Source organism: Pseudopedobacter sp. (assembly GCF_040392825.1).
GTDB lineage: Bacteria > Bacteroidota > Bacteroidia > Sphingobacteriales > Sphingobacteriaceae > Pseudopedobacter.
Window position 1 is genome coordinate 1 of the sequence record NZ_JBEBVH010000381.1, and the last position, 3,000, is coordinate 3,000.

Genomic DNA, 3,000 nt, shown 5'->3' on the forward strand with positions numbered 1-3,000 from the left:
TTGCACTTCCAACTCACCCTACCGTCCGGCAGCCAGGCTCGGGGAGAGGGGATTCATATCGACGGCAGGAGATATCTCCGCAGCGAACAATACTGTACAACAGCTAAGTAATTTCCTCTGTTATCTATCTCCTTTCGATACTCAATACCGGCTACTTAATACTTGATACTAAATACCACCTATTTTCAAAATTTCTATAAAACAAGGGGTAACAAACTTTTCATTCTATTGATATACCTACAGAAAGCACAGACAACGTGTTAAAGCGGAATCCGAAAAGCTTTTAGAGTAGGAAAAAATTAAAATGACAAATATTATGAAAAACTTAATCAAAACCTCAATCGCAGCATTGCTTGTTTTTGCAATGGTAACTTCATGTAAGAAAGATCAAAATGGTGATGTATCTATGGAAAGACAGTTAACAGAAAAAGAAATGGCCAACGAAAAAAATCAGTTCGATAAAGTTGGACAGCAACACAATGCCTATTTGGATTTCTTTGCTAAAAATAGTGGCGATGCAAGCGTAGAAAATCTTATAAAAGTTTCTGCCGAATTTTATAAAGATGACAAAAACGATGAAACTACGGCTACTTTAAGAGCATCGGGAGAAATTTATGCTCAGGTACAGCAAGAAATTCAGGCCATTGGTGGCCCGTACAGACCTCTGGACCTTTGCAAACGCTTCCCTATCTTATGCGACATTTTTAAACCTTTCCCCGGACCCTACATCCCCTTTGATATCCTGAACTCTTCTACCGGAACATCTACAGACAGAACTTTGAAATTTATAGCCGAAGTGAAAAATATGGAAGCAAAAGTTATGGAAACAGATATGGAAGCTAGCGACAAAGCAGTTATTTTAGGTTATTATTCAACTGCAAGACACTCTGCTGCTTACTGGCACAATAATCTAATAGCCTCAAAAAATAGCCCATGGTATAATCCGGAAAGAGCTGCACAATTCGCTAAATATCCGAAAGATATCATTGGTGCTGATGCAGATGGTGCTACAATCGGTGGAATCCTGGGAACCGGATTCGGCCCCTGGGGAACTGTAATTGGAGGTGTTGTTGGCGGAGCAGGTGCCAGTATCTGGGCTGCTGCGTCTAAAAAATAAAATTAAATTATTAATAGAAGGAGTTAAAAAGCAAAAACATCGTCATTTCGACGACTTTAGGAGGAGACCTGCCTGCCGGACAGGCAGGAATCTCTGCCAGAAGTGCTTCTGAGAGAGATCCTTCGCTGCGCTCAGGATGACAGGAATTTTTTTTGACACTCCAATTTTCAAATCTTAAAATTTAACCATGAAAAATATCATCAAATTAGGAACCTTCATGCTGTCTCTATTCATCATGACCGCCTGCAATAAAAATGAGGATACAAAAATCTCCTCAATAGAAAAAGAAATCTCACTTTCTCAAATGGAGAACAAAGCAAATCGCTTAGACCAAACAGGTAAATTGCATAACCAGTTCCTGGATTACTTTGCAGCTAATGTTGATTCCAAAAACAACGATCTCAACATAGAAGACCTAATCAGTATCTATTCTAAATTCGCCAGGGAAAAACAGGTAAGTTTTGATGACGAACAACGCAGCAATCTAAGTTCGGCTTACAATACCATGAGGGAGATGATGGGCAAAGAATCCAAATTAGAAAACATCTCTTTAGATATTTGTAAAAGGTTTCCGGCTATTTGCGACATTACAGGAACAGGTCCATATAACCCAAACCCGATAAGTATTTTAGCTAATACCACTGGCGAAACATCATACGACAGAACATTAAAATATATCGAAAGCATTAAAGACATAGAAAATAAAGTTCTTGCTTCCAAAGAATTCGACGAAAAAGACATGGAAACTATTCTTGCCTTCTATTCTGTAGCAAGATATTCTGCCGCTTACTGGCATAACGTACAGTATGTTTCGCAAAAAAGCAGCTACTGGTTTAACGAAAATGATGCTAAAGCAGTTAGACCCTGCATAAATTGTAACGTTGTAAATGCAGATGTTACCGGAGCTATAGTTGGCGCACTTGCCGGACCATGGGGCTCTCTTGGCGGCGCCGTTGTTTTTAGTGCTGCAGCTAAAAATATGGGCTGGCGCTGGTTTTAATAAAATACCCGATAGGTAGATAGATAGGTTGAAGACCCCAAAAGCAAATTGCTTTTGGGGTTTTTATTAATATAGTTTTCTATCGTTAAGTTTATGCCAGCAGATATAAGAAACCAGCAGTACCAGAAATATAAAAATAGCCTGAAAAGTCACTGCCGCCCAGCCATCTATCCACAAATGTCCTATAATTGCAGATACATAAACTATTCCCAATGCTACATATGCCCACTCTCTTAAACGGTTCCAAACAGGCAGTATCAGTAAAAGCCCTCCTATAAAACTTCCTACACCTACTTCCCATCTCAACCACTCCGGTATTAACAAATGTCTGGTTCCTTCTAAAGCCATTGGACTGTTCATAAAGAATATTCCGGGGAGGATAAATAAAGCAAGCAGACCGGTGCTTATCCAATAAGCAATTTTTACAGATTTCTTTGATTTTATTTCCATAATTAGGGGTTTATAATTACTTCCTCAAAAATAAGTATTATTAAAGCCGAAATTACAAACAATCTGACTTCTTCTTTTATATCTTATTCTGATCTTAAATCAACGGCAGATTTTCATAAGAACGGTTGATGCAGGCGATTTTAGTATGAAAAAAGTAAGATGTACCAAAATAAATTAATCAAAAGCATTATAATTATAAATACCTCACTAGCGCAAGTCTTAGTGCCAAAGGCACTATCCCTCGTTTAAGCCTTCCAACGGACGACTTAAATCTTATTTAAAAAACCAAGGACTCCGTCCGAAATATTTGTACTACCTTGATTCAACCAACCACCAAAAAGCGAACTCTTAAATTCTATTTTGTTAAAATATCACTAAAATTTAAATCGCTTAAAAATTAAAATCAGAACCAAGGCAATTGCTACGGAAATTC

The 3,000-nt window shown here is 38.0% G+C and carries 3 protein-coding genes; 2 read left to right on the forward strand and 1 reads right to left on the reverse strand.

Annotation, left to right across the window (positions count from 1 at the left end):
* Positions 1-316: 316 nt before the first annotated feature.
* Together ABWO41_RS17210 and ABWO41_RS17215 are read left to right on the forward strand one after the other, a co-directional pair.
* Complete coding sequence (locus ABWO41_RS17210) at positions 317-1,117, forward strand: alpha/beta hydrolase family protein (protein WP_353140694.1); 801 nt, start codon at positions 317-319, stop codon at positions 1,115-1,117.
* Between the two features lie 187 nt (positions 1,118-1,304).
* A complete protein-coding gene (locus ABWO41_RS17215; RefSeq protein ID WP_353140697.1) occupies positions 1,305-2,117 on the forward strand; it encodes a hypothetical protein in 813 nt (270 codons plus the stop codon).
* Positions 2,118-2,183: 66 nt separating this feature from the next.
* Here ABWO41_RS17215 and ABWO41_RS17220 read toward each other — a convergent pair whose 3' ends face one another.
* On the reverse strand, positions 2,184-2,567 hold the full coding sequence (locus ABWO41_RS17220; protein ID WP_353140700.1) for a DoxX family protein: 384 nt from the start codon (positions 2,565-2,567) through the stop codon (positions 2,184-2,186).
* Between the last annotated feature and the right edge of the window lie 433 nt (positions 2,568-3,000).

Coding starts and splice junctions, on each gene's coding strand:
- ABWO41_RS17210 (WP_353140694.1), top strand. CDS start 317: ATGAAAAACTTAATCAAAACCTCAATCGCAGCATTGCTTGTTTTTGCA.
- ABWO41_RS17215 (WP_353140697.1), top strand. CDS start 1,305: ATGAAAAATATCATCAAATTAGGAACCTTCATGCTGTCTCTATTCATC.
- ABWO41_RS17220 (WP_353140700.1), bottom strand. CDS start 2,567: ATGGAAATAAAATCAAAGAAATCTGTAAAAATTGCTTATTGGATAAGC.